Annotated in this window: 19 protein-coding genes and 1 pseudogene; 6 read left to right on the top strand and 14 right to left on the bottom strand. The window is 60.0% G+C overall.

Annotated elements, in window-relative coordinates; genetic code table 11:
* From CH290_RS27505 to CH290_RS31225, 12 genes and pseudogenes are all read right to left on the bottom strand, one after another.
* Complete coding sequence (locus CH290_RS27505) at positions 1 to 336, bottom strand: ApeI family dehydratase (RefSeq protein WP_033188166.1); 336 nt, start codon at positions 334 to 336, stop codon at positions 1 to 3.
* Entirely contained in the window at positions 333 to 1,865 is a 1,533-nt protein-coding gene (locus tag CH290_RS27500; protein WP_052082982.1) for an MFS transporter, read from the bottom strand. Before CH290_RS27500 ends, CH290_RS27505 begins: the two co-directional genes overlap by 4 nt.
* Positions 1,862 to 3,133, bottom strand: coding sequence for a hypothetical protein (locus CH290_RS27495; protein ID WP_033188167.1), 1,272 nt, complete (start codon positions 3,131 to 3,133; stop codon positions 1,862 to 1,864). Before CH290_RS27495 ends, CH290_RS27500 begins: the two co-directional genes overlap by 4 nt.
* 68 nt (positions 3,134 to 3,201) lie before the next feature.
* Positions 3,202 to 3,915, bottom strand: coding sequence for an SDR family oxidoreductase (locus tag CH290_RS27490; RefSeq protein WP_033188168.1), 714 nt, complete (start codon positions 3,913 to 3,915; stop codon positions 3,202 to 3,204).
* Positions 3,912 to 4,637 (bottom strand): HAD family hydrolase, encoded by a 726-nt coding sequence (locus tag CH290_RS30570; RefSeq protein ID WP_052082984.1) that lies wholly within the window; start codon positions 4,635 to 4,637, stop codon positions 3,912 to 3,914. Before CH290_RS30570 ends, CH290_RS27490 begins: the two co-directional genes overlap by 4 nt.
* Positions 4,634 to 5,593, bottom strand: a complete 960-nt coding sequence (locus tag CH290_RS27485) for an AfsA-related hotdog domain-containing protein (RefSeq protein ID WP_080748600.1) — start codon at positions 5,591 to 5,593, stop codon at positions 4,634 to 4,636. The genes CH290_RS30570 and CH290_RS27485 overlap by 4 nt, the downstream gene beginning before the upstream one ends.
* On the bottom strand, positions 5,590 to 7,083 hold the full coding sequence (locus CH290_RS27480) for an FAD-dependent monooxygenase (protein WP_170947498.1): 1,494 nt from the start codon (positions 7,081 to 7,083) through the stop codon (positions 5,590 to 5,592). The genes CH290_RS27485 and CH290_RS27480 overlap by 4 nt, the downstream gene beginning before the upstream one ends.
* Positions 7,080 to 8,168 carry a beta-ketoacyl synthase N-terminal-like domain-containing protein gene (locus CH290_RS27475; RefSeq protein ID WP_033188171.1) on the bottom strand — a complete coding sequence of 363 codons (1,089 nt, stop codon included), beginning with the start codon at positions 8,166 to 8,168 and terminating at the stop codon, positions 7,080 to 7,082. The genes CH290_RS27480 and CH290_RS27475 overlap by 4 nt, the downstream gene beginning before the upstream one ends.
* Positions 8,165 to 9,373 (bottom strand): beta-ketoacyl-[acyl-carrier-protein] synthase family protein, encoded by a 1,209-nt coding sequence (locus CH290_RS27470; RefSeq protein ID WP_033188172.1) that lies wholly within the window; start codon positions 9,371 to 9,373, stop codon positions 8,165 to 8,167. The genes CH290_RS27475 and CH290_RS27470 overlap by 4 nt, the downstream gene beginning before the upstream one ends.
* A gap of 6 nt (positions 9,374 to 9,379) precedes the next feature.
* Positions 9,380 to 9,634 carry an acyl carrier protein gene (locus tag CH290_RS27465; protein WP_033188173.1) on the bottom strand — a complete coding sequence of 85 codons (255 nt, stop codon included), beginning with the start codon at positions 9,632 to 9,634 and terminating at the stop codon, positions 9,380 to 9,382.
* A 37-nt stretch (positions 9,635 to 9,671) separates the two neighbouring features.
* Positions 9,672 to 10,262 (bottom strand): zinc-binding dehydrogenase, encoded by a 591-nt coding sequence (locus tag CH290_RS27460; protein ID WP_141216158.1) that lies wholly within the window; start codon positions 10,260 to 10,262, stop codon positions 9,672 to 9,674.
* Positions 10,263 to 10,295: 33 nt separating this feature from the next.
* A pseudogene (locus CH290_RS31225) lies at positions 10,296 to 10,508 on the bottom strand (alcohol dehydrogenase catalytic domain-containing protein); the annotation flags it as partial.
* Positions 10,509 to 10,776: 268 nt separating this feature from the next.
* On the opposite strand from CH290_RS31225, the gene CH290_RS27455 reads away from it, so the two are divergent.
* Both CH290_RS27455 and CH290_RS27450 read left to right on the top strand, forming a co-directional pair.
* Positions 10,777 to 11,388, top strand: a complete 612-nt coding sequence (locus CH290_RS27455; protein ID WP_080748602.1) for a TetR/AcrR family transcriptional regulator — start codon at positions 10,777 to 10,779, stop codon at positions 11,386 to 11,388.
* A gap of 394 nt (positions 11,389 to 11,782) precedes the next feature.
* Positions 11,783 to 12,694 carry a hypothetical protein gene (locus CH290_RS27450; protein ID WP_141216157.1) on the top strand — a complete coding sequence of 304 codons (912 nt, stop codon included), beginning with the start codon at positions 11,783 to 11,785 and terminating at the stop codon, positions 12,692 to 12,694.
* A gap of 135 nt (positions 12,695 to 12,829) precedes the next feature.
* Here the strand turns inward: CH290_RS27450 and CH290_RS27445 are convergent, their stop codons facing one another.
* Positions 12,830 to 14,116: a sigma-70 RNA polymerase sigma factor region 4 domain-containing protein gene (locus CH290_RS27445; RefSeq protein ID WP_249277821.1), complete on the bottom strand. Its 1,287-nt coding sequence runs from the start codon at positions 14,114 to 14,116 to the stop codon at positions 12,830 to 12,832.
* A gap of 156 nt (positions 14,117 to 14,272) precedes the next feature.
* Between CH290_RS27445 and CH290_RS30850 the strand changes: the two genes are divergently transcribed.
* The 3 genes from CH290_RS30850 (at position 14,273) to CH290_RS27430 (ending at position 17,535) form a co-directional block, all read left to right on the top strand.
* Positions 14,273 to 15,562, top strand: coding sequence for a hypothetical protein (locus CH290_RS30850; RefSeq protein ID WP_230620858.1), 1,290 nt, complete (start codon positions 14,273 to 14,275; stop codon positions 15,560 to 15,562).
* 388 nt (positions 15,563 to 15,950) lie between these two features.
* Positions 15,951 to 17,018, top strand: coding sequence for a hypothetical protein (locus CH290_RS30050; RefSeq protein ID WP_141216156.1), 1,068 nt, complete (start codon positions 15,951 to 15,953; stop codon positions 17,016 to 17,018).
* Between the two features lie 31 nt (positions 17,019 to 17,049).
* On the top strand, positions 17,050 to 17,535 hold the full coding sequence (locus CH290_RS27430) for a GvpU-like protein (RefSeq protein WP_033188178.1): 486 nt from the start codon (positions 17,050 to 17,052) through the stop codon (positions 17,533 to 17,535).
* Between the two features lie 73 nt (positions 17,536 to 17,608).
* Here the strand turns inward: CH290_RS27430 and CH290_RS27425 are convergent, their stop codons facing one another.
* Complete coding sequence (locus CH290_RS27425) at positions 17,609 to 18,781, bottom strand: site-specific integrase (protein ID WP_033188179.1); 1,173 nt, start codon at positions 18,779 to 18,781, stop codon at positions 17,609 to 17,611.
* Between the two features lie 2,329 nt (positions 18,782 to 21,110).
* On the opposite strand from CH290_RS27425, the gene CH290_RS27420 reads away from it, so the two are divergent.
* On the top strand, positions 21,111 to 22,022 hold the full coding sequence (locus tag CH290_RS27420; RefSeq protein ID WP_033188180.1) for a ParA family protein: 912 nt from the start codon (positions 21,111 to 21,113) through the stop codon (positions 22,020 to 22,022).
* The last annotated feature ends 290 nt before the right edge of the window (positions 22,023 to 22,312 follow it).

The raw sequence follows: 22,312 nt of genomic DNA, 5'->3' as shown, positions 1-22,312 counted from the left end.
TCATTCATCGAACAGCTCCCATTCCGCGTCCACACTCCCCGATCTGTGGCCGTCGACCGAGATGTCGACCTTGTAGCGGGCTGTTGTCGAGGTGTTCGCGACGGCTGTTGCAACGGCGGCGATCTCACACGGAGGAATCGCGGGCAGTGTGAAGCGCATGCGATGTACAGCGATCAGGCGGCCGAGCTCGTGGCCGGGCCGGCCGCCGGCGGCGCGGCGGCACAGCGCCAGCATGGTCACCCCTGGAACGATCGGTGAACCCGGAAAATGCCCGTCACAGATCGCGTGGTCGCGGGTTATCACTGCCGTTGCTCGCAGATCGTGGTCGCTGGTCACTGGTCGACCTTCGCGGCAGCGCTGTCGTTTCTCATGAGGCCGTAGACCACGACGATGGTGGCAAGTCCGAGTATGCAGGACATGACCGCGAGACCATGTAGCGCGTGATCGTGTGCTGCTCCGATGATGCCAGGTGCCGGGGCGCTGCTACCGAAATCTGCGTTTCCTGAGGCGATTCGATCTGCCACGGTTGCCGCCGATTGTGCTTCGACGTCGTTGCGGAGGAGGAACGATCTCGAGAACGAGGCGACCGCTGCAACGACGATGACCGACGCTATGGACTCTGCGGCGAGGCGCACGGTATTGAACATTCCGGCCGCCATACCCACCGACGGTTCGGGGACGGTACTGACGGCGGCGCCGTCCATCACGCCCATCAACACACCGACCCCGGCGCCGGTCACGATCATCGATGCCAGGAGACGCACGAGTGAGGTGTCGGCGTGTACAAACATCAGTGTCAGTACAGCCCCGAAGACCATCAGCCCGAGTCCGAGTGCCAGCACATGACGCATCTGCACTCCCCAACGGACCAGTGCACCGGCGATGTTGGGCATCACGAACGCTGGCACCGTCAAGCCCAGCATCGTCAGTCCGATGAGTCCGGACTCGAGCCCATGTGTCACAGCCAGATACGCAGGTAGTGCGAGTAGCAGTCCGATGAACCCGAGCGCGAACTCCAGATTCACGAGGTTGACCGTGAGGAACTGACGATCAGCAAACAATCGGAGGTCGAACAATGGGTCCGAGGTGCGGAGTTCGACAACGACGAAAACGGTGAACAATATCGCTGAGAGGACGAACAGAGTCACTACTTGTAGTGCATCCCACCCTGTGACAGGACCACGGATGATGGCGACGGTGAACACGACGAGGGCACCGGAAAACAGAACGGCTCCCGGGACATCGAATCGACTGGTCGTGGTGTGACCTTCGAACTTCGGAAGCAGCCGGGCACCCAACAGAGCAACACCGACCAGCAGAGCTTGGACGGCGAACACCCCCCGCCATCCGACAGCTTCGCTGACCAGGCCGCTGACTGAGGGCCCGAGCGCCAGCCCCAGTCCGATCACCATCCCGATGGTCGCGAACGCCGACGCTCGTTGCTTACCGTCGAAATAACGAGCGACGATGGCTGTGCCCGAGGTCACGATCGCGCCTGCTCCTGCGCCGGCGAGACCCCGAAGCACATCCAGCACAACGATGTTGGTGGCGAGCGTCGAGATGACGAGCGAGATGAAATAGAGGCCCGCGCCGCCGACGAACACTTTTCGGGGACCCACTCTGTCGGCGAGAACGCCGGCGGTCAGCATCAAACTTGCTGCGGCAACGTTGTACGCGTTGACCACCCACTGAACTGACTCCAAGTCGGCTCCGAGATCCGACGAGATTCCCGGCAGTAGTACCGGTGTTCCGCTCACTCCGAGTGGCACGATGAGCACGGCAATGCCCACAATGGTCAGAATCAGCCCTCCGGAACGGCTGGCCGTCGTCTGGGTGCCCGAGTTGTTCGTGTCCGGTCGAGTCATCGGTGAGCTCCGTCCGGGACGGCAATGGCGCGAGCGAAATCGGCGAGTCCGCGCGCCAAGGTGTTCGAGGGCAGGTCGGCCCAGAGCAAGTCATGGTGGGTCAAATGGTCATCGGATTCGATTGTGAGTACCTCGACCTGTGAGAAGTCGGCGAGCCATTGTGCCGATCGTGTACTACTTCCGTTCGTGAAAGCGGACGCGAAACTGTAGATCGGAACGTCGATGTCGGCGCCGTGAATGTTGCGCAGACCGAACTGCTCGCTGAGTGGGGTCGGTCGGAAGGAGTCGGCGACGATGAAGTCGAGCAGGGTGCGGTTGGAGGTGTACCACTGGAACGCTCCGCCAGCGATCGCATGAGAGTGAGCGACCGAACCCAGGCGGGTCGGCGCGTTGCCGGCACTGGTTGCGTTAGTAGTCACCGCATGCCCACCCCCGGCTCCAGAAACTGCGGTCAACGCACGAAAGACATCGAAGTTCGTTGCCGAACTGTCGGACGAAAAGCCGTATCGTGCAGGAATTTCGGTGAGCAACGGTGAGGTTCCGTCGGGACGCTCCAGCAACAGTCGCGCCGAGATGTGGTAGAAGATCGCTGCAGTTTCCGGGGGGCCATCGAAGCCCAGCACTGCGGACGTCGAGGACTCGTCCTCGAATGCGCCTCCATTGTTGATGCCCGCGAGCCACCCCTGTGCGGTCGGCTCGTCGATGTCGAAGTTCATTCCGGCGCCGGAGAAAGCATCGTGGATTCCGCCGTCGATGAGGACGAGGCCATCTACCAGGCGGTATCCGGGTGTGCCGTCGAAGTCCCAGCTTGCGAAATGCGCTGCGGCAGCGGCACCGACGGAATGTCCTCCCAAGAGGACCTTGCTCTTGCCTGCGGTGCGTGCCTCTGTGACGACGGTTCGTATGTCTTCGAGCAGCGCGTCGAGTCCGCGTGTCGCGGCCGTGGCCACAGCGTCAGCGGAGGGGCGCTCGTAACTACGATCGCGGATGTAGTACTCGACTGCAGCGTCGAGGTCACCGGTTGCATAGCTTGTGTCGGCCAATTCGGCCTCGCGCCGGTTCACGGACCATACCTCGATGTTGGAATCGAGAGCGGCCACGTTGCGTGCGAGAACATTGAAGCCGTTGGCGGTGCCCTCCTTGCCTCCGACGAGTATGAGGATGGTGTCGGCGTCGGGGTGGCCAGTTTTGAGGACGGAGGGACCCGACGGGTATCCGTTCTCCGATGTCGGTTGAATGTAGATCTCGCGCCAGTCGTAGTTCAGCATGATGTCTCCTTCGATAGTCGATGAATCGCTCGCTTAACTTAGGTGTAGGAACTGTGAGCTTGCCTTTGTTAGAGGCCCATGCCGATTCCCCCGCCGATAGGGATGCTCGCCCCGGTGATGAACCCTGCTTCCTCGCTCAGGAGATAGCGGATCAAGCCCGCCACTTCGTCAGGCCTGCCGACTCGCTTGAGCGGGGTCTGAGCGACAACGCTGTCGATCCGCGATTCACTCACGTCGGAGAGCATTTCCGTCCGAATCAAGCCCGGCAGAACGGCATTCGATGTAATACCGCGTCGACCCAGCTCCCAGGCCAAGGATCGTGCCATCCCGATCATTCCGCTTTTCGATGCCGCGTAGCCGATCTGACCAGGTGAACCCCACGCCGCCATGACCGATGACATGAACAGGATGCGCCCAGTGCGTTGTGTGAGCATGTCTGCAATGCACTGCTGAGTGACGCGGTACGAGCCGAGCAGGTTCGTGTCGATCGCTTTGTGTGCGCCTTCGTTGTCACCGGCAGCGAGAAGTGATGCATCGGTGACTCCTGCATTGTTGACCAGACCGTAGATCGGCCCCAGTCTCTCGCGCACGGTCTCGACCGCCTCACTGATCGACTGGTCGGATGTGACGTCGCACTGTACCCACAGGGCATCGCCGATCGTTGCCTCCGGTTTTGTGCGGCTGTAACCCAGCGCCACTTGATAGTCGTCGTTTAACCGTTGTCCGATTGCTCGGCCGATACCGCCTGAACCGCCCGTCACCAGAACCACTTGTCGTGTCACGGCGTTCCCCTTTCTTCTCTGGCCTCGACACGAACGTTTGGGGTTGACGTGTTGAGGAGTTGTCGGCAGAACTGGCCGGCGGTGAGGCTGTCTCCGGTGAAAAGGAAGGAATTCCATCCTGCGTCGCGGGCACCTGTGACGTTGCCGTTCAAATCGTCGACGAGGATCGAACCTTCTCGCGGCACCCCCGAGATGACTGAGAGATGATCGAACATTTCGCGGTCGGGTTTTCGAAAGCCTAGATCGCAGGAGAGCGCGATGTGGTCGAAGTCGGCACCGTCTATGTGTCCGAAGAATTCGCTCCGCCATTCGATCGGCAGGTTGGACACCACGCCGACAAACGCCCCTGCTGTCCGTAGTGCGCGAAGCTCGGCGATCCATTCGGCGTTCGTGCGACGGTCGCTCCACCACTGCTGCCTGAAGTCGCCCAAGTCGTCAGATATTTGGAATTGGATACGCAGTTCTGACGATATAGCCGACAACCAGTCTTGTTCGTTCAGCAGTCCAGAATCGAGGACTGCCATTGCATCAGGCGCACCGAAGGCGGCAGCGACGGATACGAGGGCGGAGCGAAGTTGGCCAAGGGTGAACTGCTTGTCATTGCAGTAGTGCTGAAGGGTCGATGTCAGCGGCGGAGTCAGGACGCCGCGGAAATCGGTCCATATTGCGATGTGGTGGCCGTAGTTCGGCGGTTCCTTCGGGTTCTGCTCGGTCGGGGTCATGACTGCACTTCCTGAGTTGTTCGGTGAGGAATCGTTGTGACCGAAGCGATCACACGCCCCTGTTGGATGAACTCGACCGAATCCGGCTTGGTTGTCTCGCCGTGTCGGTGTTCGATCAGCAGTGGGCTGTCCAGCTCCGCAAACGACTCGAATACAGCCTCGAAGTTCTGGAGCGGCGAGGTAGAGTGGCCTGCCGCGTGGATGAGTTGGCGTGCAGCTTCGAGTAGAACCATTCCGGGGATGTGGTCGTAGTCGTGGTCGAAGAGACTCGGGTTGGTGAAGTCGGGGTCGAGTACTGCTGTGGTCGTGTTGGCTGCGAGGTGTAGGTCACCGAGTACGACGTTGGTGTGCTGTTCGCGGCCGACTTCAGCTGGCTGTACGGTCCGGGCAGTTTGGCGCGCAGGCTGCCGACCGGTTCGGGGCGCGGGCGTGCCCTGTCGTTGATAAGTGCGCATATCGTGATACTTGGCTCGCGCGGCGCCTTGGACAGTGACCGTCGTAGTTGCGATGTGGTGGCCGTTCTGCGATGCCGTCTGGGAATATTCGATGTGGCGGGGGGCGCCTGCGCGGGTGAGTTTGACGTTGTGCAGATGCGTATCGATTCGGGGAGCGGTGTGGGGACCGAGTGCGGCGGTCGGGTCGTCGATCGGTACCTCGATCTTCATGGACATGTCCAGGAAGAACATCGATGTGTCGAGCGAGAGCCCGCCGAACTCGTGGGCTCCACTCATCGCTGCTTGTCTCATGACCTCGGCCAGGAACAGGGGGTCGCGAATGGGATCGTCACACCCGTCGTAGTAGTAGCTGTTGTCAGGACGCGGTAGCAAAACATAGTTGTAGTGGTGTGCGTCGTTGCCGCGTTCCGGGTGGGTGACGAACACCTCCGATTCGTCGGACCGATGCACGAGTGCGCGCGGGGCTCGATTCGAAGAGTGTTGCGCCGTTGAATTGCTCACCTCAGTTCAGTCCTCTCCGCCGGTGTTTCGTTCCGTCGGTGTCTCGTTACTTCGGTAACGATGCCGTCGGGACGAACTTGCACTCGAACTGGTTTCGTGATCCGCAAGGACCCGAACATCGACGCGGTCGCGGGATACGAACGCTCGTCTGTGCGATCGTTCGGATCGACGGCAGCAGACGTGACGAGAACTTTCTTCGGGTCGAATGTGATCGTGGTTGCGGCGTGTGCATCGAGCAGGTCGTGGAGGGTCGTCGGGCTCGACTTATCGAGTGCGATGCTGGGAAGGCGGCCACCGGTCTTGAGTCGTCCGATGTGGCGTGGTGTCCGAGAGGGGTATCTGGTGTTTAGCATCGCCTGCCTGGGGGCGACGAACCTGTCGAGTACCCCTGTCGCAGTTGCTGCTCGTAGCGTGAGGTCTCTCAGTCGAGCCTGTCGCCCTCGAACGGACCACAGGCGGGTCTGGAGATCAGTGTCGTGCAGGACTGCCTCGATGACGGATCCGCGTTCGGTCTCCCATTCTTTCAGATCGGCATACCCGCCTTGCGTGATGACTGCCAATCTCCACATCAGCGATGCTGCGTCTTCGAAGCCGGTGTTGAGTCCTTGGCCCCCGGCTGGGCTGTGCACATGGGCGGCGTCACCGACGATGAAGGAGCTCGATCGCATGAGGTTCGGTGCAGATTTGCGGTGGATCTGGAACAGGCCGGCGGTGTGTCCGCTTCGAAAGGTGATCGGAACCGGTAGACGGTCTGCAACAGTCTGCTCGACTTGGGCGGGGGTGATCTCTTCGAGTTCTGCTGGTGCGTTGGCGAAGATCCTCCACTGATCGTTGGGCATGGGTACGGCGACTACCACCCCTTGTTTGCCCATGAAGTAGTGCGCGTGTGTGCGGTCCAGCGGAAGCTCGCATGGTCCATCGGACAGCATGAAACGAGCCCCATAGGTTTCGCCCTCGAAGGCGATGGCGAGCTTCTCGCGCACCGTGCTCCGGTGGCCGTCTGCTCCGATGAGCCAACGGAAGCACGCGGTCTCCTCCCCTGACTGCCCCCTGATGGTGACGTCGACTCCGTCAGTCCGGTCCGAGAGTGCGAGCAGTTCACTGCCGTACTCGATGCGGCCTCCGCGCGCGAGGTAGGTCTCGGCGAGAATACGTTCGGTCTCGTGTTGTGGAATTGCAAGCGCGTAGCTGTATTTGCTGTCTGCGATCTTCCCGAAACTTACTGTGGCGATCCTTTTTCCGGCTGAGCTGTAGTTTTGTCCGTGCAATGGTTGTCCTGCTGCCACGATGTCGTCGGCAATCCCCAGACGATCGAGGACTTCCAACGCACGTGGCCACAGAACGACAGCTTTCGGATGCCGGTGTCGAACGGTACTGCGCTCGATGAGTCTTGTTGGCAGTCCTAGTCGTTGCGCCGAGAGTGCTGCGGTAAGGCCCACTGGGCCGGCGCCGACGATCAAGGATGAGGTGAGTTCATCACGGTCGCTCACCTTGTGCGCTCCACTACTGCCGCCGCGATCACGCCACTCGGATCGATGGCGGTGATCAGACCGATACCGCCGCCATCGGACGTCGACAGAACGCTCAGTACCTGCAATGCGCCCAATGCGCTTCCAGTTTCACCGAGTGCTGCGCGTACGTCGAGGACGCGCTGAGCTTCGATGCCGGCCTCGTCGCAGCCACGTTGTTCGGCGTCGGTCAGATGTGTGTGACGATTACCGGGAGCCCAGATCGTGACGTCGCTAGCTGAAATCCTGGCCGCCCGCAACGCGCGTTCGACGATGGTGGTCAATCTGTCGCTTGGGGAATCGGACGCTATGTCGAAGAAGCCGGTTTCACAAGACAGGACAGCGCCGAGGGGCGGTCTGCCGGACTCCCGCACGGAATCGGAACTTTCGATGACGAACATTGCGCTCGCTTCGCTGATCGGGACCGCGTCGTGTATTTCCTGCTTCTTGCGGATTCCCCAGCGAATTTGGTCGGAGAGTTCTTCGATCCCGCCGACGATCATTTGCTTGGCGTGGCCGTTGGTGATCGCGCGTTTCGCGTATCGCATGGCGACGAATGCGCTTACGATTCCTGCGGACGTGGTGCTGTTGGGGCCTTTGAGGTTGTTTCTGATTGCGACCTGACTCGCAGCACAGTTCATTGTGCAGTTCGGAAACCGCTTCGGATTCACCCCAGCTGAGCCAACTCCGGTCAAGACATCGATGTCGAGTTCGATGCTCGCCGGGACGCTGCCGGCTATCGTTCCGAGTGCAATGCCGATGTGTTCGGGGCTAGACGAGTACGCCGACAGATCGAGCATGGTCGCCGCGGCGAGGCTGATGGCAGTAGTGCGATCGAGGTGGCGGGTGCCCTTTCCGGGTATGTAGTCCTTGATGTCGAAGTCCGGGATCGGGACGCTAGCACCGACGCTGCCGTCGTGGTCGGTGGTGAGGCCCTGATAAGAATTACGACTGTCCCCGGAGAGCACTGTCTGATGTTCGAGTGTCAGGCCCAAAGGCACCATCCCGGCGCCCGATGAGGCGAGGACTGCGGTGTCGGTGATGAACGTGGTCGGCTTTCCGTTCATGCGTGGTCTCCGAACATGGTGATGGCGTTGTTGCCGCCGAAGGCGAACCCGTGATTCTGCGCGATGGAGACTTTGGCTGGCCGTGAATGGTTGGCAACGAAATCGAGATTGCCGAGCGCTGGATCCGGGACATGGAGGTTGATCGTGGGCGGTAAGAACTGGTGTGCGATCGCGAGACAGCATGCGATTGCTCCGAATCCGCTGGCCGCTCCCATGGTGTGTCCGAGCATCGATTTCAGCGAACTGATCGGTGGGTGCTCGGCGTCGCCGAATACCGCACGGGTAGCGGTGGTCTCGGTGAGGTCGTTTGTTGGTGTTCCCGTGCCATGGGCGCAGATGTAGTCGACGTCCCCTGGGTTCGTGTCCGACCGGGAATGCGCGGTTCTGATGCAGTCGGCGATGCGTTCGGCGTTGGGATGGACAATATGGTCGGCGTCGCAGTTCATGGCGTAACCGAGGAATTCGGCGTAGATGTGAGCGCCGCGAGAGATGGCGTGGTTGCGTTCTTCGAGCACGATCATCGCCCCACCCTCGGCGGTGACGATGCCACTTCTGTGTGCGTCGAATGGACGAGGAAGATCCTGCGCGACGGCGCCGAGGCTATCGAATCCGGCATGGGTGAATCGGTTGACCGAATCCGCACCGCCCGCCAGCATGACGTCAGCGTCTCCTGAAGCAATGAGTTCTGCGGCGTATCCGATCGCGTAATTTGCTGCAGCGCAGGCGGTCGGAATGGTGGCCGTCTCTCCTTTGACGCCGATTTCGCTCGCAACCGCTGCTGCGATATTGCCTGCCGGTACGCGCCTTACCATCTCGGGATCGATTGAGGCGGGGTCTTTGAGCCACTGCATGGCAAGCGCGTCCATGGTGGGCGCTTCTCCGTTGGTGGTTCCAACGATCGCACCGGTCGACATGGTATCCATCGAGTCGGCGTCGAGGCCCGCATCCTCGTATGCCCATCGCGCAGCGCTGGCGGCGAATTGAGCTGTTCTGCCCCAATCCTTGTGTCGCGACGCCGTCAGATGGTCGGCGGGATCGAAGTCGTGAACCTCGCCGCCCAGTACGCGATCGAATCCCGTGGTGTCGAATGATTCGATCTGAGTTATTCCGTTGGTGCCGGCCGTGATTCCCTTCAGAAACGCCGCCGCTCCGATTCCGATGCTGCTGACTGGACCCAGCCCTGTGATGACCACTCGTCGCTGCATGCCGACTCAGATCGCCGAGGTGGCCTGGACCGAGTGAACTCGATCCCAGATCCGTCGGAGTGTGGTCAGGTCGCTGGCTTGATCGCGTGGGATTGCCACACCAATCTCCTTGTTGAGTCTGGCCAGAACCTGAATCAGCCCGAGAGAGTCTGCCTCGTATTGTTCTTTGAGATCTGCATCGGCGTCGATGCTGTCGATGGTTTCCTCTAGTTCGAGCTCGTCAATCACGATGGTGGTGACTGCGTCGTTGGTATTCTCCATGATGTGTTCCTCCCCTATGGTTTTCACTGGTCCATCGCTATAGAACGAGTGCCGTGCGGGCCCGACGGTCGACGACGATGTCGATCCCCGGAGCAGTAGGAAATTCGATGAACTCTGTGCTTGGCGTAGTCATTGAACCGTTGTCGACCTGCACGGCAAGCCATTCCAGGTCATCGACTAGATCAGCATTGCCGTCCTGTCGCTGCAGCAGGTGAATCGTTTCGATACGCCTGCCTTCGCGACCGGAGTCCCCTTCGAAAGATCCGACCGGGAAGACTTCCGGACATCGCGCGGTATGGCCCACTGCTACGAGAATCCCGTACGCGTCCAGAGCTGCAAACGCGCTCACCATGGTTCCGCCCCCTTCCGTGTCGATCACTGCCGATACGCGGCCGGCCAGATCCTCCATTCGGCCGATCGTCAGGAACGCGCCCAATTCTCGGTGCTGCGGGTGCCGGTCTTCATTGCGGTCGAGGGCGATGACCTGCGCCCCAGCCCGTCGCAGGATTTGGATTGCGTAACTGCCCACCCGCGATGCGGCTCCAGTGACCAGGACTGTCTGCCCCACGACGGAACCCAGCCGACGAACCGCGCGCATCGCAGTACCGCCCGCGACGCCGATGCTCACGTACGATCTCGTATCTGTACCGTCGGGCAGGCGAGCGCACAGCTGTTCGTTCAGCAACCGCGTTTGCGCCCAGGCACCCGAATTACCGAGTGTGACAACATTATCCCCAATCTTCAGTCGCGTGCACCCAGCTGTGTCAACTACCGTGCCAACTGCCTCCCAGCCGAGGACCGCGCCCGGCTCGGCTATGGGAAGCAGGTCGTTCACCTCTCCGTAGTTGAAGTTCGCAGCTGATACGTGGACCACCACGTCGCCGGCCGCCGTCGCTGTCGGGCGTGGAGCGAGCGCCGACCTGACTGTCCCGTCACCAGTTGCGGCGAGGACAAGGTGTGTCGGTAATCCAGCGATCGTCTCGATTTGCAAGCCTCGTCCTTTCTCTGTGCGGTAGTTCCTTGCCGCTGCTGCAGCCGTCGGATAGCCCGTGCTGCACTTCGTTGAAAGAGAAACTCAGTAGTTTTTGAGACCCGGTTGTAACTGACACTCGGTACCACTTGGATCAGAGTACGATGAAGGCGTGAAAGACGCAATCGATGTGACTGGCCCCACAGCTCCTGGGCTTCGTGAATTGAAGAAGGCCGAGGTCAGAGGGCTACTTACCCGTGTGGCGCAAACCCACGGCCGTCAAAAGGGGTACGACTCTACGACCGTCACCGAGATTTGCCGCGACGCCCGGGTATCCCGCAGCACCTTTTTCCGATATTTTCCGGACAAGGCAGCAGTATTCCTCGCTCCAGAGGTCGATTTGTTCGACAGGTTCCTCGCCTACCTCGGAACGCGACGCGCGTCCTTCAAACTGCTGGATCGAACGCTCGACCAAACTCTGCAGTCGCTCGATGACGAGTGGGCGCAAGCCTTGGCATGGTCATGTGACTTCGCAGCTGCGAGCAGCGAGCTATCCAAAGGCAGCTTCGACCACTGTGTCGATGTCGAGGTGCTTGTCACCAATCGACTCGTCCAGAGCGGCGAGCCAAATTCCCTCGAGACCCGGCTGAAGGTGGGAACGTTTCTCGCCAGTTGGCGTATAGCCCAATCGCGGTGGGCCGACTTCGACGAGCGTTCATTGAGTGCGCTGCGAGCCGAACGAGCCCTCGCCAGTGAACTAATCCCTAGCGTGGTCGATTTGTAGACGACTTCGCCCGACGAGGGCAGCAACTCGCCGACTAGGGCACCCTAGTCGGCGGCCTGCAGGCGGGAAGCGTATCGCTAGGCCTAGGTAGTGCCCTTCGACACCGGGTAACGGGCCGAACCGACAGTTACCGCACCGTCAAGATGTCTTGACGCAAGGCCCGCCATAGGACGGCTTCTATGTCGGGCCACGTAGCGGTCTAGGGTGCCGACGCCGACTCCCTCCTTTGGGCGCGCTTGGTATCCGAGCTTGAAGCGCGAGCAATCTCGATCTGCGGCTACGTTGTACCCTGCACAGCGTCGGCCATCGAGTGGCAGTCTGCATACCGCATGGCGGAGGGTACGCAGGTGACAACCAAAATACTTTGAGCGCCGTTGGTCAGTACCGTGTGATCGTGACGTTCATAATCGCGCAAATCACCGACGAAGACGGCGAGCTCTCACTGATCGCTGACACAAAGTTGACGGTCGAACACGACGATCGGGCAACTCGGCAGATCTACACTCGGCCGTGCCAGAAGGTCGTAATTCTGGATGACGACGTAGTCGCGGGATTTGCCGGAGATACGCCCGAGACATCGCTGCGCCATCTTGCTGGCCTGCGTGGCATGCCGATCGACAAGATCGTTGAGAATTTGGTCGAGTACACAGCTCGCCTTAGCGAGATCCGCGGTGTCTCGAAATCGTTCGTTATCGCCAATCGAGCCCCGGATCCACAACTATGGACGGTATCCAACGGCGCTGCCGAGAATCGCACCGGGGTTGGGACCGCTTGGGTAGGTGACCGGGATGCGCACCGGGCATACACGAAGAACTCTATGGAGTGGCCGTCGAACATGGGCAAGAAGGACCGGTTTGTGTCGTCGGTAATGTCTGTAATCGCATTGGACGACATCCCCAGCGTCGGCGGATATATGGTCCGCGTCACCGGCAGTAGTTCACACCCCTTTCGCTTCGTTGGCGATGTCGGATCGACTGGTCCATGGTTTACAGAGGCTCTCGTCGCTCGGCACGATGGAACGACCTCGGTGCAGTTCGTGGTGCCGCAAGAAGGCGACGCCACCGAACACACGCGCATCGTCATTCCCGGCCAGGGCCCCACGTTCAGCGCTTTGGCTCACTACATCCCAGAGTGCGATACTGCGTTGCTCAATCTTCATGACCACCCGGATTACGACCCGATTACGTTGCGCGTTGGGTCCGTGCATGAACTGTTTGCCGTTGCGAAGGCCGAACATGGGCAGCATCTGCAGATGCCGTCGAGCAACTTCACGCGCCGGCTACTCGGACTCCAACCGTTGCAATAGACTCTTCAGTGCACAGTGCCTCATGCGAGCGGACGCTATCGCACTGCGATTTAGTCGTGGAGCAGATCGAGACTGCGCTGCAGCAATTGCTCGATGCGGTCGTCACAACGTGGTAGCGATTCCAACAAACGGCCCTCAGTCGGTGAAATATACCTCGGCGATTTTCCGTATTTTGTTCAGACGCTTCGATATTGCACTGTGGTTGGAATATCCGAGTACCGATGCGATGTCCTGCTGTCGGGTCCAACCGCTGTTCAGGAGGAATACGATCTGCCGTTCCTTCGGGTCGAGCAGAGCCATGAAGTCGCTCGTAACCAATCGACCATAGACGTCGGTGTCCGGGCCTTGGATGGGGATCGTGTCGGTCATTTCGACGAACCGGACCTTCACTTTGACTCGCTTGTTGCGCAGTTTGCGTTCAAAATCTTCTCGCGCGAATGACCATCGATCTGAGAAGTCGTCTTCGACCCGGTTCGACTTCACAGCGTCCAGAATTCCACGAAGGCGACCCGCGGAGTCTGCTTCCTCCACGGCCATCTGCAGGATGTCTGCTGCGTCTTCCTCGCCGCGCCATAGGTCCCCTCCCATACGAGGGTTGCAGACGGTCGCTTCCAGAATAGATCCGTCCTGCAGGACCGCTGGCTGCGGTTCGACACCCTTGTCGACTTCTGGGAAGTCGCCGAGGAGTTGTTCGATTGTGGAAGTAACTGCTGGCAGCCAAAAGTCGAGATTGTGGGCGAGCAGTCGCAGTGGCTCGTTCCGCGAGAAGGCACTGAGCCCGGATCCGGAGTTCAGGAGTGGCCACACCTGCCACGCCCAAGCCTTGGAGAGTTGATCGGCGAATCCCGCAGGCAGGTGACGGTCTGCATTCGCCCAGTCGGCGAGGAACGGCCACTGACCCGCCCTGACAAGTGGTAGCCCGAATCGTTCCAGGGTTGTTTTAGGGAGCAGATGTATCAGCGGGGCGTACTCGAAGTAACGTGAGCTTGTCCGTGGGACGACGATGATGTTCCGGTCCCCAAGGTCAGCGAGCTGCCCGAGCTTGCCTGGTAGCTCGTTCTCCGAGTCGAAGTGGCGGCGGCGAAATTGGGCGGATTCCCACGCCATGTTCCACCTACCGACTGCCCCCGCCATCTCCAACGATCGATGATTCATTCGGATCGCGACATAGTCCGCAGGATCGGGAGTGTGTGGGCGTATTACGGCGTCGAACATAAACCCTGCCGACATGTTGGTCATTCGAGGATACTGATCCGCGGTTGCGTCCTCGGGGGAAACGAAGAGCCCCTCGCGCTGCCACTGTCTGATTTCGGACGCCGTTGGCTCCGGCTCGTCAGCTGTAGTTTGGTCCACCGTGTTGGCTTTCGTCTGTGTCATACCTTCTCCACGACAGAACGGTTTGGATTTGTTCCGTGCGGGCAAGATTTTTTTCGACGGTACAAGAAACGAGCCCTTGTTACAGCCACCGCTTAGACACGTTGCCGTCGCCGGTAGAGAGAGCCCAGGCACCGTGCGTCCGAACGCTCTGAAAGGCCTGACCGTTGCTGTCGATAACGGTCGGTATGCGAAGCTGGTGGCATGCTATCCGAAGCAGAGCTGGTGCTTGGTCTGTCACGCCATCTCAACTCGTACGCGACCACCTCGGCGAAAGTTGAGCTCGAAGAACTAGAGATTGCGGGCAAGACCCTCGACTTGGCTTTCCGTTTGAGGTCCTCCGGGACTAGCAGCGCCAAACGTGTTCGAGCGATCGCAACCGAGGCAAGCATCGGCACTACGACTCGAAAAGCAATAGTCGCAGCACTCGAAACACTGGGATGGCTCGATGTGCAGAGAGATGGATCAGGTGCTCCGATAGCTGTTTCGGAACTGATTCCGGCCCCTTCTGTAGTGATAGGGGCCGCTCGACAGATCATGGCCATCATGAATGTGACGGCTGTTCAGTATGCAGCCATTGCGATCCTTAGGGCCACCACAATTCGTCCGATTACCGCAGGCGAGGCCGTCGCAGTCGGTTCCTCCGAGGAGGCCGGGTCGGGTTGCCTCGCTGGTGAAGAAGCGGCCGAAGAAGCTATACGCCACCTTATTGCTCTAAGCCTTGTTGCCCGAGTGAAGGCAGACGACGGTTCCGACGTGCTGTTCAACCCAAATGTCTGGACAGATGGCGCGGCGCTGGTCCAAACAGCGATTCGGGCGGCCGACGCTCGAATCGCCACCGAAATGTCTGGTCTCATCGAAGAGGTCGGTGCGTCTCCGGGGATGCCAGACGCAGCTGTCAAGTCCACCGAGAAGAAGTGGGTTGACTTCGCTGTCTCCCAGGGACTCGTCCAGCGGTCCGTCGTGCAAACGGGTTCGGGTGACGAACGCGGTTTTCTGTTCACACCGCATCTGAACCGCGACCCGTTCGGTGGAACGGCCGGCGACGCGTCGGGCCAGGTTCGGCAATTGGTTGGCTCCATGATCTACGCAGCGACGTACGCGACATATAAGCTTCGGAACCCAGCCTCATTCGTCAGAAGCTTGATTGATCGAGGTGAGGCCGGGAACACGACAAATATCGGGACCGATTACCCCATGCTCGAGACCGCGGGGATCGTCCGAGTAGTTGACGGGACACGTCCCGGCTACTTCGGATTGGAACTGCTTCAATCCGAAGTTGCTGAGGATGCTCTGCAAATTCTGGACGGTCGCGACCAGTCGGGAGTGAATCCCGATGCGGCAGCGGCAGTTCGAGCGCAGCGTTCGTACGTGCATGTCGAGCAAGAGCGTGCGCGTTTGGCCGTGGTGGCACCGACCGACGACGTTGATACAGCAAAGCTTGTTGCAGCTCTCCGGCAGGAAGCTGCTCGGCACGGACGCGGGGGCCGTTGAAATGGCCGAGCCAAAGAAGTTGAATCTGCCAACAGGTGTCCCGCCAGCCGTCGCTGCGGAAAGTCTTAAGGGTTTGCCAACGCGAGCGATGCCGAGCAAGCCTGATCTGAACGACGCTGATGCGAGTCAGCCGACGGCGAGCACGGGTACCCGGGAGCAAACCGAAGCACGTGCGGCGTCAGATCGACGAACGTCGGGCGACCCGCCTCGTAGAGCGTTACGGAACCAAGACACGGGTACTGGCAGACGGCCAGCAAGCAAGAATGTAGTCGCGGACCCAGGGGCAGATCTTGAGCGGCGGGTGGCTCGCCTGGAGTTTGCCGAAGGCGCATTGAGTAGGTTGCGGGTCCCAGTTCGGTCGGAGAGCCCAGAACCGGGCCGGGACATCTTGACTGACATCGATGTTCTGGCAATCGACGTCGACTCGAGGCTTCGAGTGCAGCGCAGCTCTCTCGAATGCAAGAGCGGGAAGGGGCAATCCGGTGAACCTGACCGCTTGCTTTGGCTCGCGGGCTTCAAGCAGTTTCTATCTCTGGATAGATGCACCCTGGTGCGACCGACGATCAGCCGCAGAGGTCGAGCAGTTGCCGAAAAGCTGGACGTGCAAACGCTAGACGAGACAACTCTCACAACACGCGAGGCCGGGCACGCATGGTTGCCTGACACCTTTGCGCACATCGGAGGTGAGGTATGCGCTGGGGCGGAGCTTCGAACCGAGAGACAACTGAAAGGGCTCGGAAGCATTGATTCGGACACCGTGAACTTTCTGCGATCTGATGCTCTCTTGGCACCTCCTCACGAAGTGTTAAGCGCTTTACGCGAATTTGGTCTGCAAGTGGAAGATCAGGGCGTTCTCCCAGATCCTTCGGCGAGCGTTTTGGCTGGCCATTGTGTTATGGCGGTGTCGCTGGCCGCGTTGTCTCACGCGGGTGACCTCGACATCGTTCCAAGGTCAGTACTCCGGAGTCGGCTTCACACCAATCTGACCGTTGGCGCCGCGGACGAGGCGCATGTCGCGGCGATTATCCGACAGATGGAGGCTCTGGCGAGTCATGTTGTGGGCAATACCCACGATCGCTATGTCGCTGTGGGTGCATCACGGCTCCCAAACTTGGACGTCAGCCTGCGCGAGCTTGTTATGGAGCCACCTGCATTCGTTGAGGGGTATCTCGACTTTGTCGACCGTTTGCGAGCTGATCCGGTGGTGGCGAGAGATCTGTTGCAAACGATAGAACTTGCTTGCTTCGAGGGGTTGCTGGGCGGCGATGCTTGGAAGCAACCAGCTTTCGATCACCTATTCACTCCAAGTCATCGAACAATGGTTTTGGCTGCCTCAAGGGTCGTACATCAGGTATGCGGTCAGCTAGTTTCGCACCCGCTTGGCAAATTAAGTTCGCTCGACTTTTCGCGAAATGCGCCCGCACTTCCGAATCGGCATGAACGCCCGCTGACGTGAATGCGATTTTATGAACGATGGAGAGAGGGCAATGATGAACGAGCAGCAACCGCTAAATTTCAGCGATGATGCGTTGGCGGCTCCCCAGGTTGAGGAAGTGAATTCGAACCCGGATTGGGCGCTTGTCTCGTTGGTACGCGTCGTAGACAGGGTCCAAGGCTTCGAGATGGGGGTCACCCTGCACGTCTCGGGCACGGTGGTTTCGGGACTGTTGATATCTGGTGCGACCTATTTCAGCCTGCTCGCGAAGAAGGTCGCTCAAGGCGCAGCCGCAGCTGAAGACAAACGCGCTCGCAAAGCGCTCGCGGATCTGTTCATTGATATAGGCGGGACCTACTCGGACGTCGCCGATGCGGGTGAACCATCTATTTCGTATCTACACCTACGTGGCGCAAGCGTGTTTGCGCCGGGCGCAAGCTATGCCCTTCCTGAAACCCTCTGGCGAGGAAGGCTATCGCAGGTGAGCGGATGGTCGCTCGGCAGTTACAACACGCCCGGACCAATTGACGGCACCTGATCTAAGGTTGGCGGCTACCGCTTAGTCATGCCGACTAAGTTTGACGCACTGTTGGCCCAGCGGCGGTGTACCGTTAGAGGCCAATTTTGTTGACGGCGTTGCCAATAAGGGGTGCATGTTCGCGGCGGTACACCTCGACCGAGTCGAGGCTGACGTGTCCGGTCTGCCGGGCGATGGCGGAGCCGTCGGCCCCGTTGCGAGCGCTTTGCGTGACGAAGCCGGCGCGCAGTGAGTGTCCGCCTAGCTTGGTGAGGGCCGTGGGGTCGTAGCCTGCGTGTTCTGCGCGTCGGCGGATGGTCTGGTGGATCGCTGCTCCGGACAGTGCCGTGGAGCCAAGGTTGCCGTTCTTTGCAATCGCTCTCAGCAGCGGTGACCGGGCGGCGGTACGGGGCACTCCCCCGCGACACACGTGCCTGTCGAACGGGTCAGGCTTACGGAGCAGCCGGATGACCGACGGGCGGCCACCGGCGTCGAATGCCGCGACGACCTGCGCCCAGCGGACGTAGGCGCAGGGTGGGCATGTCTCGTGGGACTCGGTGTACGGCAGGGCTTTCACCGCGCCCCTGCCTTCTTGGTCGGTCTTCGACTTCCGCAGTCGCACGTGCAGGCCGTCGTGCCGGTTCACGGTGACATCCCCACATGTGAGCTCCGAGAGTTCGGTGCGGCGGAATGCGCCAGCGAACCCGAGCAGCAGAATCGCCGAATCACGGCGTTCGAGCACTTCGTCCGCCCAGCCCCTGCTTTGCTCCCGCGCTGTCTGAACGAGGATTTTGATGTCGTCGACCAACAGCGGGTCTCGAGGGGTGCGGGGCCGGTCCCCTGCCACGGCGTACTCGCGGCGAATGCCGGACAGAGTCGCGGTGACGAGTTCATGCGTTGTCGGGGACAGATGTCCGGTGGTGCGATGCTGATGGTTGATCGCCGCAATCCAGGTGCCGAACGTGGCGACGGCGTAGGCCCGCTCCCCCGTTTCGGTGCGGGTGTCGGCGGCGTCGACGAGGTACGCGGCGACGGTGACCGGGTGCGCCGGCAATGCGCCATGCCCCTCGCGGTTACACCACCCGGCGAAGCGTCGCCATCCGGCGGCGTAGGTGCGCCGAGTTCCCTCCGACCGCGAAGATTCCACCGCCTTCGCGATCCGCTTCGCCACGGCGGGTGGGATCTCGGGCTCAACGGCCACGGACGCGAGTCCCGCAGTGCCCACTGATGTGCTCACCGCAGGTGTTCGGCCTGTTCGGAAGTCCATGGTGGCAGCCTAACGCAGGTCACCGACACGTCTGCGGAGAAAAACTGTCCTGAACTGCTGTTTCGGCGTAGATGGTGCGGAAAACGAAATTTACGTGGTTGTGAGCGAAAAAAATAAGGGTGACTGGTCTCGTATTTGAAGAAATAGCCAGATTGAGCGATTGCTGTCGAGATTCCCAGCTTGAACGTCAGTCTCTTCAGCTGGTGTTTCCATTCGTGTCGGTGGCTTTTCTATCGACAGTCAGGAAGACGAGGTTTCGAGCTGACGGCCCGACTGTGGCGCCATGTGCCGAGCGGTGTACCTGCTGTTCGGGCCAAGCTGAACTTGTTCGGGAAAGCGAGACTGCGTGGGTGCAGGCAGGGACTGACCTGCGATCCTGATCTTGGTCGCACGGCCTCGGCGCACTCCGCTGGAATATTGCCTGGCTGGTGGCATCATTGTTCGTCTGAGACGCCGACATTCGACGGGTGGACAATGCTGGTACCCGATTGGCCTAATTGCGCGCCACCAAGAACCTGGAGTGGGGTTGCGAGCGTTACCCGTCGGGGATCTTCGGCCGGTCGGTGCAGCAGATCCACTGCACCAGCGCCGTGTGGCCTCGTACCATTAAAAGTTAAGCACATACGAGAGCCCATGGGTACGGCCATACGGAAGGCTGGAGCTGCTGCCCGCCACAAGTCTGCGTGTACGCGGCTCACGATTGAGTTCCTTGACCCGCGTTTGGCCGGGTGCCCCCTTAGCTTCATGCGATCGAGTGATCCGTGCGTGTGTTCTCGGATTCCCTCGGTAGACGATCATTTCCTGGCGTCGGAAGGCTAGCTTGTCCCGCCGTTTACGGTTTTGATTGGAGCAATCTGCTCGCCGTTCTGGTGCTGTGAATTCGCACGGCGATCGGACAGTCGCAGTCGTTGCAAGCGACCGTGTCCGAGATTTCACTGTCACAGTGACGAAAGCCATGCGTATCTAGCGCCCCAATCATCGGCGACTGGTTTGCCCGTGATGCGCGACTCGGAAATCCAGCAATGTATACGTCGGCGTGGCCTGGCTTTGCACTGACCAAAATAAGACCATATGTACGGCCTTACGGAAGGCTAGAGGTGCTGTCCGTCGTACGGCGTTGCGTGCGGCTCATGATTAGATTGCCCGTTGCTTGTTTAGTTGGCGCTCCCCTAGCCTCATGCGGTCGAGCGCGGTCCGCGCGTGTGTTCTGGAGACCGTACAAGCGATCACCCTCAGCGGGCGGCCAGCAGCGGGTCGCGTCGATTGGCGTCGGCAGGTCGTTGGATTAAGGACGCCGACGTTTACCCTCGTTGGAAACCTGGGAAGGGCATTCAGGTAATGCTTGGCGGGTCGGGCCACCGGCTGAACCGGGTCTCGGTGTGTTGTGATTCGATCATAGTTTTCTGTCACCCGCTGGTGAGTCGGCGAGCGTGGAAAGGGTGGACGTTGGCCGGAAGGTTTCGGGAGATGGTCGACTGAGTGGCTCCTCGTTTACTGCCAAACCTAGTCGTGCCTCGCGTGATCGGTACTGGCCTGAGGATCGGTCGAAGGACTGAGCGGGGTTCCGCGTTGCGCGAAAGCCTTGGATCTTGCCTGATGCTTTTGAGATTGCTCGGGCTGTCTCTGCAACGCTACGTCTGCGTGCAGGTACGGTTGTTATGCGGTAGGTTTCGACTGACGATGGAGCGGTCACCAGCGTCTGGATTCTTGAGAATACGGTTCTGACCTGCAAGTATAGATATGGCGGCTTGACAGAGCATATGTAAGCCCATACGACGGACCATACGCATGGGCTTACGTAGGAGCGTTCGTGGGGCCGTGTAACTGAACTGTCAAATGCCCGTTAGACAAGACATGCGGACGGGCGTTTGGCGGTCCGCTTATCAAGCCTTGTGTTTGTACGTAGGGAAGGGCGTAAAGGAGGCCTGGTGACTGTGCAGTGAACAGTTCTTTAGGCAGGCCGTGTTTAGCGCTAGAGCACGGGCCATGCACACAGCTGAAGCGCAGTCCTGTTTAACGGCCTGTATTTGGGTCATACACTCAGCCATTACAATGGCAACATGTAAGGCCGTCCCGCATGGCGTAACTCCGTCCCTGAATACGGCTATACGCAGAGCTGTTTAAATAGTTGCTTCTAAAGACGCAGTCAAAGCTATGTATACCGCTTGGTGTAAACCCTGGACTCTGGCTGTTCGCAAGGCTCTTGCACACGCTGCTCCTGCAGCTACAACAAAAGCTGTTCATCAAGTCGTTTAAACAGTTGGATCAGTGCGCGTGTCACAGGCTGCTTTTGAGGCGGGCGTCCGGTACCTTCATGCGGGTGACGACAATGGGAACTTCACGGACAGTGCTGGTCGCCAATCAGAAAGGCGGCGTCGGCAAGAGCTCCATCGTGTCGGCTGTGGCTGGAATGGTCGCCTCTGCAGGACGACGAGTGCTCGTGGTCGATGCCGATCAGCAGGCGAACGTCACTTCGTCTGATCTCGGCGTCGAAGGCGACAATGGGCGTGGCCTCAGTATGGCGCTGCAGTTTGCGCAGCCACTGACGCCCATGCGAGAGGTTCGCCCAAATTTAGACGTGATCCCTGGTGGTCCGGCACTCGCAGTGGTCGCTTCGGTTGCTGCTACGGCCCAACAAACTGGAATCAATCTGCGGGGCAATCTCACTCAGACGCTAAACGATTTGACCGCGGCCGAGAATTACGACTTGGTGCTGATCGACTCCGGCCCTGGCGACGCACCCCTTCTTGAAGCTTTGCTCGGTACGGCTCGGTACCTTCTCGTTCCCACCAAAGACGACGATGCCAGCCTGTCGGGCGTCGAGCTGCTCGCGATGCGTTACTTGCGCTCTCGGAAAGAGGGATCTCAGATCCAACTGCTGGGTGTCGTGCTTTTCGACACCAATCCTCGTGCGACAGCTCGAAATCGTGAAGTGTTCGACCAAGTGCACGACCTTCTTGAAGGCAGCGGTGCGGACCCCTTCGAGACGTTCATTCGATCCGACCGCGCTGCTGCTGTTGACCTGCGAACCCGGCATCTCACCCCGTTGGAACTGGTCGAAGTAGCGGAATCAGACCAAAAGAATCGCCTACAGCGCCTGCGTCAGAAAGGTAAGGCAGCTGATCGGTTGTGGTCGAGAGATCCTTCAGGGCTAGCGTCGGACTATCAGGCCCTGACGCGAGAGATCCTCAGCCGAGTAGCGAACGCAGAACGTGGTCGTGTTGCGGGCGGCGTCGCATGAGTACCAGGAAGCGCCGTGCCGCATTCGATCCGAACGCACTCAACGATCTAGATGACCTGCTTCCGCCACTCAATCTGGTCCGCGATGCGGCAGCTGCCGGTGGAAGTCCGGCGGAGTCTACTGCGAATGCCGAGCAGCCAACGGCGGCTAGTCAGGCCGTCGCAATAACCCCTGACCACAACGAAGCTGCAGCAACGGAATCCGCTGATGTTGTCTTCGACGAATCCCGCACGTCTGACCAGCGCGATGCAGACTTGCCTCAGGCGTCGGCTGCCGCGACGGAGGACGAG

The sequence above is a fragment of the Rhodococcus sp. 06-156-4 genome (genome assembly GCF_002259345.1).
Taxonomy (GTDB): Bacteria; Actinomycetota; Actinomycetes; order Mycobacteriales; family Mycobacteriaceae; genus Rhodococcoides; species Rhodococcoides fascians_E.
Note: the sequence above shows the minus strand (reverse complement) of the source record. Positions and strands in the feature narration are given on the sequence as shown.

Bases quoted from the DNA above. Each gene is read 5' to 3' on its own strand.
- CH290_RS27500 (WP_052082982.1), bottom strand. From the start codon at position 1,865: ATGACTCGACCGGACACGAACAACTCGGGCACCCAGACGACGGCCAGC.
- CH290_RS27495 (WP_033188167.1), bottom strand. From the start codon at position 3,133: ATGCTGAACTACGACTGGCGCGAGATCTACATTCAACCGACATCGGAG.
- CH290_RS30570 (WP_052082984.1), bottom strand. From the start codon at position 4,637: ATGACCCCGACCGAGCAGAACCCGAAGGAACCGCCGAACTACGGCCAC.
- CH290_RS27475 (WP_033188171.1), bottom strand. From the start codon at position 8,168: ATGAACGGAAAGCCGACCACGTTCATCACCGACACCGCAGTCCTCGCC.
- CH290_RS27470 (WP_033188172.1), bottom strand. From the start codon at position 9,373: ATGCAGCGACGAGTGGTCATCACAGGGCTGGGTCCAGTCAGCAGCATC.
- CH290_RS27465 (WP_033188173.1), bottom strand. From the start codon at position 9,634: ATGGAGAATACCAACGACGCAGTCACCACCATCGTGATTGACGAGCTC.
- CH290_RS30850 (WP_230620858.1), top strand. From the start codon at position 14,273: ATGCTATCCGAAGCAGAGCTGGTGCTTGGTCTGTCACGCCATCTCAAC.
- CH290_RS27430 (WP_033188178.1), top strand. From the start codon at position 17,050: ATGATGAACGAGCAGCAACCGCTAAATTTCAGCGATGATGCGTTGGCG.
- CH290_RS27425 (WP_033188179.1), bottom strand. From the start codon at position 18,781: ATGGACTTCCGAACAGGCCGAACACCTGCGGTGAGCACATCAGTGGGC.
- CH290_RS27420 (WP_033188180.1), top strand. From the start codon at position 21,111: ATGGGAACTTCACGGACAGTGCTGGTCGCCAATCAGAAAGGCGGCGTC.